The 16,361-nt window shown below is 40.9% G+C and carries 6 protein-coding genes; 1 reads left to right on the forward strand and 5 read right to left on the reverse strand.

What is annotated here, in order from left to right; genetic code table 11:
• The first annotated feature begins 125 nt into the window (after positions 1 to 125).
• Positions 126 to 1,475 (forward strand): bifunctional UDP-N-acetylglucosamine diphosphorylase/glucosamine-1-phosphate N-acetyltransferase GlmU, encoded by a 1,350-nt coding sequence (gene glmU / locus IQ244_RS01600; protein ID WP_193889329.1) that lies wholly within the window; start codon positions 126 to 128, stop codon positions 1,473 to 1,475.
• A gap of 81 nt (positions 1,476 to 1,556) precedes the next feature.
• Here glmU and IQ244_RS01605 read toward each other — a convergent pair whose 3' ends face one another.
• The 5 genes from IQ244_RS01605 to IQ244_RS01625 form a co-directional block, all read right to left on the reverse strand.
• Positions 1,557 to 2,516: an isoaspartyl peptidase/L-asparaginase gene (locus tag IQ244_RS01605; RefSeq protein ID WP_193889330.1), complete on the reverse strand. Its 960-nt coding sequence runs from the start codon at positions 2,514 to 2,516 to the stop codon at positions 1,557 to 1,559.
• An 84-nt stretch (positions 2,517 to 2,600) separates the two neighbouring features.
• A complete protein-coding gene (locus IQ244_RS01610; protein ID WP_193889331.1) occupies positions 2,601 to 2,759 on the reverse strand; it encodes a DUF2256 domain-containing protein in 159 nt (52 codons plus the stop codon).
• Between the two features lie 125 nt (positions 2,760 to 2,884).
• A complete protein-coding gene (locus IQ244_RS01615; protein WP_193889332.1) occupies positions 2,885 to 5,023 on the reverse strand; it encodes a PAS domain-containing sensor histidine kinase in 2,139 nt (712 codons plus the stop codon).
• A 15-nt stretch (positions 5,024 to 5,038) separates the two neighbouring features.
• Entirely contained in the window at positions 5,039 to 10,411 is a 5,373-nt protein-coding gene (locus IQ244_RS01620; protein WP_193889333.1) for an ATP-binding sensor histidine kinase, read from the reverse strand.
• Between the two features lie 73 nt (positions 10,412 to 10,484).
• Positions 10,485 to 16,340 carry an ATP-binding sensor histidine kinase gene (locus IQ244_RS01625; protein ID WP_193889334.1) on the reverse strand — a complete coding sequence of 1,952 codons (5,856 nt, stop codon included), beginning with the start codon at positions 16,338 to 16,340 and terminating at the stop codon, positions 10,485 to 10,487.
• Positions 16,341 to 16,361 lie beyond the last annotated feature (21 nt).

Raw genomic sequence — 16,361 nt, forward strand, 5'->3', positions numbered from 1 at the left:
GTGTAGTCGCTCGTTGGGCGACTCTGTCAATCCTCAAGACCGCACGGTCTCACCTCCTGTCTTCTTCCTCCTGCTATACTACCCTTTGGGAACTTCACGGGCGAACATACTTCATACTTTTGATTATGGTAGTTGTAGCAATTCTAGCGGCGGGACGCGGCACCAGGATGAAATCAAGCTTACCCAAAGTCTTACATTCTTTGGGTGGGCGATCGCTAGTAGAGAAAGTTTTAGAAAGTGTAGAACCGCTTTCACCCTCACGACGAATGGTGATTGTCGGGTATCAAGCCCAAGAAGTAAGAGCCGCCATACAGTCAAACTTCAGCTTAGAGTTTGTGGAACAGACTGTACAACTGGGGACAGGACACGCCATCCAGCAATTACTGCCCCATCTTGAAGGCTACGCGGGAGATTTATTAGTGCTTAATGGTGATGTCCCACTGTTACGCACCGAAACGCTGAAACAGTTATTGCTCACTCACCAACAAAATCAAAACGCTGCAACCATCCTGACTGCTCAGTTATCTGACCCCAAAGGCTATGGGCGAGTTTTTTGTGATGGGGAAAACATAGTCCAACAGATGGTTGAGGATAAAGATTGTACCCCTGATCAAAGAGAGAATCGCCGGATTAACGCCGGAGTTTACTGCTTTCGCTGGCCAGACTTAGCCAAAGTCTTACCTCATTTAGAAGCCAACAACGCCCAAAAAGAATATTACCTCACAGATGCTGTGACCCAAGTAGGGAAAGTGATGGCTGTGGATGTAGCAGATTATCAAGAAATTTTGGGCATTAACGATCGCCTACAATTAGCCACAGCTTACGAAATTTTGCAAAGGCGCATCAAAGAAAAATGGCTGATTGCAGGTGTGACCCTGATCGATCCCCATAGCATTACAATTGACGACACTGTAGAGTTACAATCAGATGTGATTATTGAGCCACAAACTCACTTGCGGGGAAATACCACTATTAAAACTGGTAGCCGCATTGGGCCGGGAAGTTTAATTGAAAATAGCCAATTGGGCGAAAACGTGACAGTTCAATATTCTGTAGTCACAGATAGTATTGTGCAAGCCGGAACTCGGATTGGCCCTTATGCTCATTTACGTGGTCATACTGAAGTGGGTGTAAATTGCCGTGTTGGTAATTTTGTGGAGTTAAAAAATACCCAGTTAGGGGAAAAAACCAACGTAGCCCATCTATCTTATTTGGGCGATGCCACAGCAGGGACTCAAGTCAACATTGGTGCAGGCACAATTACTGCTAATTATGACGGTGTGAAAAAACACCGGACTAAAATTGGCGATCGCACCAAAACAGGTTCTAATAGCGTCTTAGTAGCACCAGTGACCTTGGGTGATGATGTCTATGTTGCAGCCGGTTCCACAGTCACCGAAGATGTCCCCAACGATAGTTTAGTCATTGCCCGTAGTCGTCAGGTAGTCAAGCAAGGGTGGCGGAGGAAAGTATGAAGGCTGAAGTATGAAGTCTGAAATTTATTTTCACACTTCACACTAGCCTGCGGCAAGCCACCTAAAGGGTGTCTACACACTTCACACTTCAATACAGCCGACTTGCGTACCAACAGGTAATTCTAAAGTGTCGCCAACTTTTTCGCCGTCGTGGTAGGCGGCGAGTAAAACTTGACTAGTTTTACCCCAAGCGATCGCCCCACTGGCATCTAAGGCGATCGCGCCTAAGTCTCTTTGATGTTCGTTAGATTCAGTAAAAGAGCGTTGCATGGCATCTTTGAGACTCATCCCATCAGTTACCCGCACGACAATTCTGGGTGCTAAACACTCATCGATAATATCTTCACCAATTCCTGTACAGCTAACAGCCGCATGACCAGTGGCGTAATTACCAGCCGGCATTGCCGAATCACTTACCCGGCCAATGCGTTCAAAACCTTTGCCCCCGGTGGATGTACCGACAGCTAGTCCACCATGAGCATCTAAAGCGACTACGCCAATTGTCCCACGTCCAGCATTGCTGGTTTCTAATAACTCTGGCTCGGCTACTACCCCAGCCATTGTGCTTTTAAAATTATCTTGACGTTCTTGAATCCATTCTTGTAAGCGTAACTCAGTTAAAGCATTGTAGCTGGGGACTTGTAACTCTCGTGCTAGTTCAGCTGACCCGTAATCTGACAATACCCGGTCAGGGGAATTTTGTAAGAAATACGCTAATTCAATCGGATTTTTCACTCGTGAGACATTAATCACACCACTAAAACGCCCCGACATCCCATTCATTAAGGCAGCACTCATGCGAATTTGACCATCAGATTGCAGTACCGAACCAGTACCAGCATTAAACCTGGGCTCATCTTCTAACAGTTGACAACCGCACAGCACGGCGGCGGAAGCGTTGGCCCCTGATAATAACAAAGCATAAACTTCTTCGATGACGGCATAGAGCGATCGACGTACCGTCTCTAATCCTCCTTTGCCGTGGAGAGAACTACCAGCCCCGCCATGAATAATTAATTTTGGTTGCACCTGTAACTGCATCTATAATTTTTTGCGCTATTTGCGTCTGAGTTAAAGTTGATTTTACACTTCACACTTCATATTTCATACTTCATAATTTACCCGTTACTCTGTTTTTGCCTCAGAACGGCGACGACGGCAACGTTCTGAACAGTATTTCACCTCATCCCAGCAATCTTGCCACTTCTTGCGCCAAGCAAAGGGACGTTGACATACTGGGCAGATTTTTGTAGGTAAGTCAGATTTAGAACGATAGCGCCCCATATAAATACTGTGAAGATATCATGTTGATTTCTGAGAGAGACGGAAAATAATTATAACCAGTTTGTTACAAAGGAGGGATAATTTTGTTGTTGGTCATTGGTCATGAGTTACTTTTCACCCATGATTTAGGAATTTGACTGCCGAATAGGAATTGTAATCGCAAACTCTGTTCCTTGTCCTGGTTGGGAGTAACACTCCAACTTACCAGCGTGTTTTTCTGTAATAATTTGATAACTGATGGACATTCCCATACCTGTTCCCTTACCCACAGGCTTGGTGGTAAAGAAGGGATTAAAAATCTGTTTTTGAATTTGTTCTGACATTCCTATACCATTGTCAGCGATCGCAATTTTTACCCAGTCAGAATTAATTACCGAAGTCCGAATTGTAATTTTCGCTAGTTCGCCTTTCCCAACTCCCATTTCTAAAGCATCAATGGCATTGGTGAGAATATTCATCAATACCTGATTGAGTTGTCCGGCGTAGCATTCTACTAAAGGTAACGCAGCATAATCTCTCATCACTTGAATTTCGGGAAATTCTGGCTTTACCTTGAGACGATGTTGCAAAATCATTAAAGTACTATCTATGCCTTCATGAATATCTACTTCTTTAAATTCTGCTTCATCCATGCGTGAAAAGGTACGCAGTGATAACACAATTTGACGGATACGTTGAGTCCCAATTTTCATAGAATGCAAGATTTTGGGTAAATCTTGTTGAATGTAATCTAAGTCAATTTCCTCCAACAAAGTTGGGAATTCTGACAGGTTCATAGATTGACATAAGTTAATTACCTGCAATAAATCTTGGGTATGTTCTTCAAGATGAGTGAGATTACCGTGAATGAAATTGACAGGGTTGTTGATTTCATGAGCAACTCCCGCAACTAGTTGACCCAGGCTGGACATTTTTTCAGCTTGAATCATTTGTGCTTGGGTGCGTTGCAGTTCTTCTAGAGTTTGGGCTAAATCTTTTGCCTGTTGTCTAAGTTGAGCTTCGATTTGTTGGCGATCGCGGATATCACGAGCGATCATGGATAAAAATTCTATCTCTTCCTGTTCATTTTTATGGGCAATCATTACCTGAGAAACGGGAAACTCTTCTCCACTCCGACTGCGTAATCTAGATTCTCCAGACCAGACACCCTTCTCAAGTAAAGTAGGTATGCTCTCTGTCTGCAATTTTTCTAACATTGAGGGTTCTACAAGCTCGCTGATATGAAACTTATCGATTTCTGAGGGGGGAATGCCTAAAATCTCCTGACCTGCTTGGTTAAGATAGCGATTATTTCCATTCACATCAGCTATCCCAATGATGTCTGTGGTGGCTTCGAGAATGGCTAATAGTCTGCGTTGTTCTTGTTCAGCTTGTTTACGTTCGCTAATATCGCGCACTACCGAAAGTGCATAGGGTTTACCATTGTAGTTCAAGAGTTTGCCTGTAACTTCGATATCAAAGCAAGTACCATCTTTGCGAATATCTACAGCTTGAGTATGAAATTCATCACCCACTCTGATTGAATTGACAAATTCCTCAAATAGGCCAAAACAATCAGAATGAATGTAATCTTGAGGACTTAATTGCATAAATTCTGCTTGAGAATAATTGTGCATTTGGCACAAAGATGGATTTGCGGCAACAAGCTTACCAGTATCTAATTCAATCACACTGATGCCATCACTAACAGTCTCGAAAATACTGCGATATTGGGCTTCTTGTTGACGTAGGGCGGTTTCAGTTGCTTTGCGATCGCTAATATCTCTTGCTACCCAAACTACACTGTTCTCACTCATCGTGGAAACACTACCTTCAAACCAAACCTCTTGATTGCCAATGGGCAAGCTATATTCGATTTTGACAGTTTTCTGCGTTTTCAGTACCTGTTGAATACATTCCACAAAATAGTCTGCAAGGCCAGTAGGTAAAACTTCATGAGCGGTTTTACCTAAAATTTCCGTAGGCGGTTTGTATAGTGATGGCGCACAACTAGGCGCAATTTTCAGATATCTGCCCTCGGCATCAACAACGATAATTACATCTTGGATGGCATTAAACAATGTGAGTAATTCTGCTTCAGAAGCTTTGAGGGCTAGTTCTTTTTGGGAATTACTTTGTAAGAGTTGTTGAGCTTCTCTCAATTCTTGTTCTAATTGGCTAATTCGTTGGCTAGATTCACTTGTAAATTTTGCTAACTGTTGCTGCAAATCGGCATTTTGTTGACGCAGCAAAGCGATTTCTTGTTCAAGCAATGAATTGTTCATGAATTTTTCTCTGATTTATTGGTGAATAGGAAGTAAGATAACAAATTCTGTACCTTTTCCTAGAGAAGAGTTACATTGGATTGAACCACCGTGTTTTTCGACAATAATTTGACGGGCGATCGCCAGGCCCAAACCTGTCCCTTTTCCTACAGCTTTCGTCGTAAATAAATTGTCAAATATTTTTTCTTTTACTGCTGCACTCATCCCCATTCCACTATCAGTAATTTTGATTTCAACGGATTGATCCTGCACGGATGTTTGAATATTTATCCGATATTGAATCGGTTGATTTTTGTCCAACTTTAATTCTTCTAAAGCATCAATAGCATTAGCAAGAATATTCATGAAGACTTGATTCAGTTGCCCAGGAAAACATTCAATTAAGGGTATATCTCCATAGTCAGTAATGACTTCTATGGCTGGACGTTTTTCGTTGGCTTTGAGGCGATGCCGGAGAATTAAAATTGTGCTATCAATACCTGCGTGGATATTAAAACTCACTTTATAATCTTGGTCAGCACGGGAGAAAGTGCGAAGACTAGTGCTGATATTTTTCAGGCGATCGCAAGCTAACATCATCGCATCAATGACCTTGGGTAAGTCTTCTAAGCTGTAGTCTAAATCAATATCTTCGGCATGATCTTGGATTTCATCACTGGGATGAGGCAAACTTGTTTGATAGAGTTTTAAGTGTTCAATAATATCTGCAATTGTTGGTTGCGCTTGTTTTAAACTAGCTGCAATAAAGCCCAACGGATTATTCATTTCATGGGCAACCCCAGCCACTAAATTACCCAACGCAGACATTTTTTCACTTTGCACCATTTGTAATTGGGCTTGTTGTGATTTTTGGAAAAGTAGGGCATTTTCTAGGGATATTGCCGCCTGGGAAGCCAAAAGGTGAATTACTTTTACACGTTCGTTGCTAAATACTCCAGCAGTTAATTTATTTTCTAGGTAGAGCAAACCCACCAAATTTCCTTGATTCACTATCGGCGTACACAATACACTCTGGGGTTGATGTTGCAGCATATATTCCCCAATTACTCCTGGTACATCTGTTTGGCAATTGTCTATCACCAGCGTTTCTTGGGTATTCTTGACATAATTAATAATTCTTCTGGGAATATCTTGGCAAGTTTCTAGTAATTGTTGCTCAAGAATGGTGTGTAATTTCCCATGCTTAATCAAACCAATTGCTTGAACTTGCCAAGTATGATTTTGATGCAACAGCAGTATGGCTTTTTTCGCACCAGAGTTTTCGATGATAATTTTGAGTAGATTGGCAATGAGTTCGTCTAATTTTAAAGAACTAGAAATTGCTTGAGCCGCTTTGAGAACAGATGTAAAATCGAGAATTTCGGAATAACTGGTGCTGTCACTACTAGAAGTGCGTGTGGATGTAGCAACCTGATGAGTTACAAAAGTTTCTAAGGGGTTGAGGTGAATTTTTTGCTGTTGCAGAATTACATACAACAATTGAGGATAGCGGTTTTCTAGGTCGTTGATTTTAGCTTTCGCACCCCAGCGGGCATAACAGTAGTAGGCTTCTTGCATATAACCTGCGGCAATTTTCTCTTTGCCCCAGTTGAGGTAGAACTTAGCTGCAAGTTCGTTAGCTAAAGCTTCTTCTTGGATGTAACCGTTAGCTTTGGCAGAAGAGATGGCGCGATCGTAATGATCTCCGGCTGCATAGTGCTTGCCTAATACCCGATATTTTTCGGCTTCGACTAAATCAACTTTATGCTGGTGATTCATTGGGGCATAGTGCGCCCAATGCTGGAGTTTGGTTTGATTTTCAGCTACACGCTGTAAGGTTGTGGATGTCTCATCGGGCTGTTGCTGCAAGGCAAGTAGAGAATCATAAAAATAAAAAGCAGGTTCACTGGCTAGTCCCGCACCAGCCATAAAATAGCGTCTGACCTCAATTGCATAATTTTCCGCTGCTTCTATTTCTGCAAACAAGAAACAAAGCATCAGCTTATACAAAGAGAAAATGTATAACCCATAGCCATCATTGGCAGACCGCAGCAGGGAAACAAGTTCATCTTCTTGTAAGGGTTCCCCAGACAAAATAGTGGGTTTCTCTGTCAAAGTCAGCAAATTTAACACGGCTTGCCAATAGATGCGGCAATAATTGGCGGTAGTCAATTGGTTCAGTTGCATCAAGCCGTGGTAATAAGCGCGAGTCTCCTGTTCTAAGGTCATTAAAGGTTGACCACACCAAAAAGAATAAAAACAAAAATTGTGGGCGTTATGTCCAGCAAATTCTAAGTCGCCAACTTCTAGCCCAATGCTATAGCCTTCTTGCAAAAGTGGCAGGCTTTCTTGGATGTGAGACTTGCGTTGGCGAATATATAGTCCCAGAAGGAGACACACTTGCGGTTTAGCAGCTTTAGCATCTAATTTTGAGGTGACTTGCAGTGCTAATTGACCAAACTCTGTGGCTGTGTCGATATCTTGCAAAAAATTACACAAAAGCACACTATAGGAACAATAGATATAACCTGTAGCTGGTGTGTTTCCGTACTGAATAGAGATGTTGACTAATAAAGCAATCAGTAATGGAAATAAAGGAGAGCCAGAAAGGTAAGTTACAGGTAGGATGCTACCAGCAATCTGCACAATTGCCAGTTTTGTGATGTCGGTCATCAAGGGGAGATGAACTAAATCTTCAATCTTTCTGTCGCCAATTAGTTGCCCGATCGCCTGAATTTCTTGTTGAATATCTTTTGGTGTGGGTGTTTCAGGAAAGGTAACGCCAAGCTGTTGCAAAATTGTTTGGGCGATCGCAATGGCTTCGGTAAATTTATTCTGGGAGACGAGAGATTGAATTTTAATGCGGTACACATTCACTTGTTCAGCTAAGGATTGTGCTTGCTCAAGGACAAGATTAACAAGCTGTTCCATCACCGCAAAATCACCGCACAGCATAGCCAATTCTGCTGCTAATTCATGCAAGCCAAGGGTAATGTCATACTGCTGTTGCCAAGCTGTTTCTTGCAATAGTGACAATCCCACCGTGGCGTATTCCCGCGCTGCTTGATATGCGGTGGCAACTTTAGCTTTACGACAAGCTATCAGATTGAGTTGGGCGAGTTCTTCTCGTTGGGTTACTTCGGTAATTAAATGCGTGCCGTGATTTAATTGATTTACCAGTTCAAAAATGCGTTCTTCTCTGGCGACGGGGGAAATTTTTTGTAAGAGTAGTTGTCCGATGCGGTAGTGAGTTGTTTGTTTTTGTGCTGTGGGAACTAATAAATAAGCTGCTTGTTGGATGCGATCGTGTAAAAATCTGTATTTGGCTAATTGTTGATCATTGTCATTTTTTCTGACTAATTCATCATTAACATCTCGTTGAGAAAACTTATAAATATTAGTAATTGGTAAAATTAAGCCTTCCTGCAATGCTTTCCATAAATCTGCTGCTGTTTCAATTTCTGATGTTTCCGCCACAGTTGCTAAAGTTGCCAAATCAAATTGATTACCAATATAAGCTGCTAACTGTAATACATTTTGCGTTGCCAATGGCAGTCTTTGTAATTGAAATGCCATGAAATTCACGACATCATCTGTAACTGCTTGCTGAATTATTTGGGTAATATCACATTCCCAACAGCCTAAATCAAAGTTAAATTGAATAAGTTTATCTTGATGCAATACTTTGAGAAACTGCGTAGCGAAAAATGGATTGCCTTGAGTTTTTTGAGATACAAGTTGTGAAAGATTCCACGCTAAATTTTCTGGACATTTAAGTGTCTCAGCCACTAAGAGATTAACTTGCCCTTGACTCAGCGGTGCTAAATGAATGTGATTAATTTTTGCTGGTGTTTTGGCAATCTCACCCAAAGTCAACATCAATGGATGTATGGGAGTGACTTCGTGATCACGATAAGCCCCAATTAACAAAAGATGGGCTGTATCCGCCATTAATAGTTGCATTAACTTTAATGATGCTGAATCTGCCCATTGCAAATCATCTAAAAATACGACTAATGGGTGTGATTTACTAGTAAAAACTTGAGTGAATTTTTGAAATGTTAAATAAAACCTATTTTCTGCGGCTGTTCCTGATAGTTCTGGTACTGCTGGTTGCTCACCAATAATTCGTTCTAATTCGGGAATTACATCAATAATTACCTGTCCACTGTCACCAACAGCATCTAATATCTGACTTTTCCATTGCTGGATTTGAGTATCACTTTCGGTGAATAATTGCCCGATTAAATCTCGGAAGGCTTGGACGAAAGCACTAAAAGGAATATTCCGATTAAACTGGTCAAATTTGCCTTTAATAAAATAACCATGTTGTTTAACAATTGGTTTATGCACTTCGTTGACAACTGCTGTTTTCCCAATACCAGAAAAGCCAGCAACTAACATCATTTCTGTTGCGCCAAGGCTAACTCGCTCAAATGCTTGCAGTAGTTTTTCTACCTCGGCTTCTCGTCCATAAAGTTTATCAGGGATGATGAAGCGATCGCACACATCCCGTTGGGCAATTGCAAAACTATTGATATTACCAGTTTCTCTTAGCTGATCCCAGCAAGTTTCTAAATCAAATTTTAGCCCTAATGCACTCTGATAGCGGTCTTCAGCATTTTTCGCCATCAATTTCATCACAATATCACAGAGAACTTGGGGAATTTTAGTTTTTCTACTACTCAATTTCTCAGGGAGTTTGGCAATATGAGAATGCACCACTTCCATTGGGTCATTGGCTGGAAATGGTAATCCTCCCGTCAGCAATTCGTAAAAAGTTACACCAAGTGAGTAAAAATCTGTACGATAATCAATCCCTCGATTCATTCTCCCGGTCTGTTCTGGGGAAATATAAGCTAGTGTTCCTTCTAATACTTGGGGATTGACTAGGGCTTGGGTTTCCCGTGGTAATAAAGATGCAATACTAAAGTCAATTAATTTAATTTGTTTAGTTGCGGGATTAATTAAAATATTGCTGGGTTTAATATCTTTATGAATAATGCGATCGCGGTAGAGGATTTCCAAAACGTTGCATAAGGCGATCGCTATTTCTAAAAATTCCTGTAGAGATTGTAAGCTTTCCCCCATTCCCGACTTCCGACTTCCAACTCCCCATTCCTTGAGAGAAATCCCGCCAAAGTCCTCCATCACCAACACATAGCCATTTTGGTAAGGTTCCAGGCTATAGGTTTGGATAATTAAAGGAGAGTGGAGATTTTTGGCAATGGTGTATTGGTTACGAAATTGTACCAGTTCGCTAAAGCTGGGGTAGGGATTTTTCAGCAGTTTGATCACTATAGGTAATGAGTCAGCTTGTCGATACCCTCGATAAACCTGGGTTCTGGAACCGTTGTAGAGTTCTTGGGTGACTTGATATCCAGAAATACTGACTGTGGTGCTAAACATACTGCTAAATCCTGATGATTTACAGTTTTAGTTTTCCCAGTTATGTTAAGTTTTTTATAATCTGAGCAAAAATTTACCCCGGAATTTTGATGATGAATTCTGTTCCTACACCCAAAACAGAGTGACAACTTAATTTTCCACCGTGGGTGTCTTCGACAATTTGTCGGGCGATCGCCAGTCCTAAACCTGTTCCGTTACCTACAGCTTTTGTAGTAAATAAGTGGTCAAATATTTTGGTTTTAATTTCTTCACTCATTCCCTTACCATTATCAGTAATTGATATTTTTAGCTGTTGATTGTCCAGAGAAGTTTGAATATTAATTTGATTGGGATTTAATTCAATTTCCTCAAAATTACGCTCGCTATTAGAATCCTCTAAAGCATCAATAGCATTGGCGAGAATATTCATAAATACCTGATTTAATTGTCCGGGAAAACAATCTACTGAAGGGATATTACCGTAATCTGTAACTACTACTATTGCCGGACGCTTTTCGTTAGCTTTGAGACGATGCTTGAGAATTAAAATTGTACTATCGATACCATGATGAATATTAAATGGCACTTTGTAATCTTTATCAGCACGGGAAAAGGTGCGAAGACTGGTGCTAATATTTTTCAGGCGATCGCAGGCAATCACCATTGCATCTATTACCTTGGGTAAGTCTTCTAAGATATATTCTAAGTCTATTTCTTCGGCATGATCGAGAATTTTTTCATTAATATTGGGAAAACTGTCTTGATATATTTTCAAGTGTGCAAAAATATCGACAACAGTAGGTTTAACTTGTTTGAGGCTGGCAACAATAAACCCCAGGGGATTATTCATTTCGTGAGCTACCCCAGCAACTAAATTACCCAATGCAGACATTTTTTCATTTTGCACCATTTGTAATTGAGCTTGTTGCAAATTATGGATTGCTTGTTCTAATTCCTGAGATTTTTGTTTGATTATGGCTTCTGCAAGTTTGCGATCGCTCACATCAATTACCACCCCATCCCAAATAATTGCGCCGTCTGCTTGCAGTTCTGGTCGAGCATTGGATTGAATCCATTTTATCTTTCCCGAAGAGAGGATAATCCGCCATTCTTGCCCAAAGGGAGTCAGATTTTGGGCAGATTCAGTAATTGCTTGGGCAATACCTGGGTCATCTTCTGGATGGTGTAGAGTATAAAGGCTTAGTCTACCTGCCATCACATCTTCTGGAGCTACACCATACAGTTCATAACAACCAGAGCTAATATAAGGCACAGACATTACACCATCAGGGGAGAGACGGAACTGATAAACCACACCGGGAATGTTATTAGCCAGATTGCGAAATTGAACTTGGCTGGCTTGCTGTTGGGCTAAAGATTGTTCTAACTGTTGAGCATAGTTTTGCGAATCTCGATATAGACGGGCATTTTCTAAAGAAATCGCCGCTTGAGTGCAGATTAAGTCGAGAATTTCGATGCGCTCACTAGTAAATACTTCAGTTGTTAAACTATTTTCTAAATACAAAACACCAATCAATTTACCTTGATTAACAATGGGGGTACAAACAGTACTCTTCGGTAAATATTGCTGAATATAGCTATCTGCTTCCCAGTTATATTCTTTTGTCATGTCGTGAATAATGATTGGTTGCAGGGTGTGTTTCACTGCATAAATCATTTTGATCGGGACATCAGTACTGCGATCGAGAGGATGGGGTGAGAAGACTGGCTGTGCTAAATTTTCAACGGTAGCCACTGCTGCTACAGTCCAATCTGCCTTTTCTGGTAAGATGAGGGCAATTTTCTGCGCCCCAGAATTTTGCAAGAGAACTTGCATTAAATTTGTAATCAACTCCTCCAACTTAATTGCGCTCAATAACGCCCGTGAGGCTTTGAGAATAGCGCCGAAATCAAGGTTGGTAGAAAAGCTGGTGCTATTGGAACTAGAAGTTTGGCTGGTGTAAGTGGCAATAGTAGCAGTAGAGATGGTTTCTTGGGGACTTAGGTTAAGTTGTCGCTGTTGCAAAATTGCTGAGAGCAGATGGGGATATTTTGCTTCTAAGTCGTCTGTTTTGGCTTTTGCTCCCCAATGAGCATAGCAGTAGTATGCTTGTTGCATATATGCTTGGGCGACTGTTGCTTTACCCCAGTCCAGATAGAACTTCGCCGCCAGTTCATTGGCGAGGGCTTCTTCTTGAATGTAGCCATTAGCTTTGGCTCCAGCAACAGCGCGATCGTATAATTCCAGCGCTTCCGTTTTTTGACCTAAAACTCGATGCTGCTCGGCTTTCACTAGGTCATACTTATGTTGAAAATTCATCGGTGCATAAAGCGCCCTTTTGTGGAGAATTTCCAGATTAGCTGTGATGATTTCCGAATCACCTGATGTCGCTAAAAGTGCCAATGATTCATAAAAATAGAATAAAGGTACATTAAATGTACCAGCCCCGCCTCCTACGTATTGTTTAGCCTGTTGTGCGATATCTAAAGTTTGGGAATATTCGCCAAACCAGAAACACAAACAAAGTTTGTTTATCAACAAGAACCACAAGCCTGATTGATCGCCACTTTGATGTAACGTTTCCAACATATTGGCTTCGTCCATTGCTGCGCCAGTCAAGACAACGGGATTATTTACCTGTCCCAGCAAATTTAGAACTGTTTGCTGACAGGACTTTGTAAAATTTAAAGCTGTCTGCTGACTAATTTGCTGGATTCCATGACTGTATATATTGATGTCTTGGATCAATTCATTTAAAGGCTGTCCAGTCAAATATGAGTGTAAACAATAAGTAAACCCGCCAAAACCAGCAAACACTAAGTCTCCCCCCTCCAGACTACATTGGTAAGCTTGCTTGAGGGGCGCTAGGGTTTCTTGAGCATGATTTGTGCAGAATGTAATGTAAAAATGGGCGAGAACTAGTGTGCGTCCATAAAACTCTTTTTCATTTAAGCGATCGCACAGTTGCAGCGCTAGTTGTCCAAATTCATACCCTGTCGAGAAGTCTTCTAAGATGCCACATAACAATAACCCATAACCAACATAACCAACAACAGAAGTGTTGGCATTACCGTACTGGATTGACAATTCTACTTGTTTCAAAGTCACTAGGGGAAATAATTCTGGTTTACAAGCATAGGTAGCAGCCCCAACCTTAACTAAAATCCGCATAGCAGCTAAGACACCTGGATCAATCATCTGTGGGAGATTGAGCAATTCACTTGGCGATCGCCCATTTAGTTGCAGGGCGATCGCTTGAAATGCTGCCGGAATTTCTTCTGGTACAGGTTGTTTCGGCAGATGAATACCTAACTGACTGAGGACATCTAAGGCCATCTCAATGGCGAAAATAAATTGACCTTGGTTGGTGTAAGCCTCTAGCTTGACCTCGGCAATTTTGATAGTATCAGTCAGGGTTTGCGCCTGTTGCTGAATCTTTGTCGCATATTGTTCCATCACCTCAAGATTGCCTTGTAAATAGGCAGCTTCGGTAGCTAAATTATGCAGATTCAATGTGAGGGAATATTGGTCATCCCAGGCAGATTGACCTAACAATTCTAAGCCACTAGTGGCATATTCCAAAGCACTAGTATAAGCAGTAGCGACAAGGGCTTTTTGACTTGCTTTGAAGTTATATTCCGCCAGCAAAAGTTTTTCGGCTATGTCGGTAATTAAACTTTGTCCTAAGTTCAGTTGGCTGACAATTTCAAACAAATGTTCTTCTTGTTGCTCATCAGCACTATCTTGCAGTAAAAGTCTGCCAATTTGGAGATGTGTAGCTTGCTTTTGCTGTTCAGGAATCAGTGAATATGCAGCTTGCTGAACGCGGTCATGGAGAAACTTATATGTAACAAATTGCTCATTTTTATCAGTTAAATTTTGATTTTCTTGGTCTACATAAAATTTGTAAACCTCACTTTGAGGTAAGATTAAACCTGCTTGTAAAGCATTCCACAAATCAGCAGCAGTTTCTCTAGCTGATTGTTGGCAAACTACTCCTAAAGTTTTTAAATCAAAATGATTTCCGATACAAGCTGCTAATTGCAATACTTTTTGCGTAGAGGATGGCAGTCTTTGCAATTGTAATGCCATAAACTCCACCACATCATCAGTCAGCGATCGCTGGTTGATTTGAGCAATATCACATTGCCAGTATCCTTGGGCAAAATTGAAGTAAATCAGTCCATCTTGGTGTAGACCTTTGAGAAATTGGGTGCTAAAAAATGGATTGCCTTGAGTTTTCTGATATACCAGATGTGAAAGTGGTAAAGATAATTCTGCTGTACAACCCAAAGTATCAGCAACCAACTGATTCAATGTTAATTCACTTAAAGGTTGTAAGTTGATGCTATTAATTTTGCCCTGAATTCTCACAATTTCATCCAAGGTCAACATCAAAGGATGCCCAGGAAATACTTCGTTGTCTCGGTAAGCTCCAATTAACAGCAAATAACCACTATCAGAGTGAATAATTAATGATTTAATTAGTTGTAAAGAACCAGAATCAGCCCATTGCAAGTCATCTAAGAAAATTACTAAGGGATGTGCTTTAGTCGCAAATATTTGAATAAAATTTTGGAGTAATAAATTAAAGCGATGTTGTGCTGCTGTTCCTAATAATTCTTGTACAGGTGGTTGTTTACCAATGATTTTCTCTAATTCAGGAATAACATCAATAATTACCTGGCCGTTTTCGCCTAAAACTTGGAGAATTTTAGCTTGCCATTTTTGCAGTTGGCGATCGCTTTCGGTTAATAACTGCCGGATTAAATCGCCGAAAGCTTGGACAAAAGCCGAAAAGGGAATATTGCGGTTGAATTGGTCAAATTTCCCTTTAATAAAATAACTGCGTTGCTTAACAATCGGTTTGTGAACTTCGTTGACAACAGCAGTTTTGCCAATCCCAGAAAAACCAGTTACCAGAACTAGTTCGCTACGAGAGTCTGGTGAGTCTTGAATATCGGCAATTCGGGCAAATGCTGCCAGTATTTGCTGAACTTCGGTTTCTCTGCCGTATAATTTCTCTGGGATGATGAAGCGATCGCAAATATCCCACTCACCAATCTCAAAATTAACAATCCTTCCTGTCGCTTTTAGCTGGGAAAGGCAGATTTCTAAATCATGTTTTAACCCTAAAGCACTCTGATAGCGGTCTTCAGCATTCTTCGCCATCAGTTTCTGGATCATATTATCCAACACTTGCGAAATCTGCTCACTGTTCACTGTTAACTGTTTACTGTTTACGGAAGCAGGCATTTTCGCAATGTGACAATGCACCAATTCCATCGAGTCTTCACAGTTAAAGGGTAATTCTCCTGTTAACAGTTCAAAAAATGTCACCCCTAAAGAATAAAAATCACTGCGATAATCAATCCCACGGTTCATCCGTCCAGTTTGTTCAGGAGATAAATAGGCCAGGGTTCCTTCTAAAATATTGGGATTAATCAGAGTTTGAGTTTCTTTAGGCAAAAGAGAAGCAATACTAAAATCTATCAGTTTAATTTCGTGAGTTTGGGGATTAATCAAAATGTTGGCGGGTTTAATATCTTTGTGGATGACCCGATTTTGATAAAGGTAGTTGAGAATATCACACATTTGCAGCGCAATGATCAAAAACTCCTGCACTGTTAACTGTTGATTTTTCAGATATTCTCGCAATGAGATACCGCCAAAATCAGCCATGACTAAGGCATAGCCATTGCGATATACTTCTAAACTTAAAGGACAAACAATACCAGGGAAATTGAGGTTTTTAGTAATTGTGTACTGGTTGTGGAATTGTAAGAGTTCACTAAAGGTGGGATACTCGCGGTTGAGTAATTTGATGACAACAGGTTGTTGGTCTGCTTGTCGAATACCTCGGTAAACAACAGTTCTAGACCCAGCATAGAGTTGTTCCGTTAGTTGGTAGCCGAGGATTGTGACTGTTGTATCCACGGGAGTATTCATTTCTCAATTCCTCAGTACAGA

Origin of the sequence: Nostoc sp. LEGE 06077, assembly GCF_015207705.1 — a bacterium.
Classification (GTDB): domain Bacteria; phylum Cyanobacteriota; class Cyanobacteriia; order Cyanobacteriales; family Nostocaceae; genus Nostoc_B.